General features: G+C 71.9%; 1 pseudogene. It reads right to left on the bottom strand.

What is annotated here, in order from left to right:
* A pseudogene (locus GWK61_RS55430) lies at positions 1-366 on the bottom strand (xylose isomerase); the annotation flags it as partial.
* Positions 367-406 lie beyond the last annotated feature (40 nt).

Raw genomic sequence — 406 nt, forward strand, 5'->3', positions numbered from 1 at the left:
CTGCCGGACCAGCAGGCCCCACCCGGCCGCGTCCAACGGCCCCGACGGCCGGCACGCCAGCGTCGGCTTCGGCGCGAAGCTGCTCATGTCCGGGTAGCGGTTGCGGCTGTGCAGCAGCCACGCGGTGTCTTCGAGGGCTGACAAGTCCTCAGCGAAGCCCTCCTGCTGCCCGAACCGCAAGTCGTGCCAGCCGCCGGCCAGCGCCGGACAGGAGTCGGCCGACACCTCCTCCAGATACCCGCGCGGGCCCAGATCAGTGCCCGCATACCCGCAGTCCACCGCGATCCGCGCGTACTCCGCCGCGCTGATGAACGGCTCCCGGGCCGAGTAGATCCCGAAGTTGACCGGGGCGGTCGCCACCTTCACCGGCCAAGCCGGCTTTCCCGCCGGCGGATCTGTCACGCGC

The organism is Catenulispora rubra (assembly GCF_015356825.1).
GTDB classification, from domain to species: Bacteria; Actinomycetota; Actinomycetes; order Streptomycetales; family Catenulisporaceae; genus Catenulispora; species Catenulispora rubra.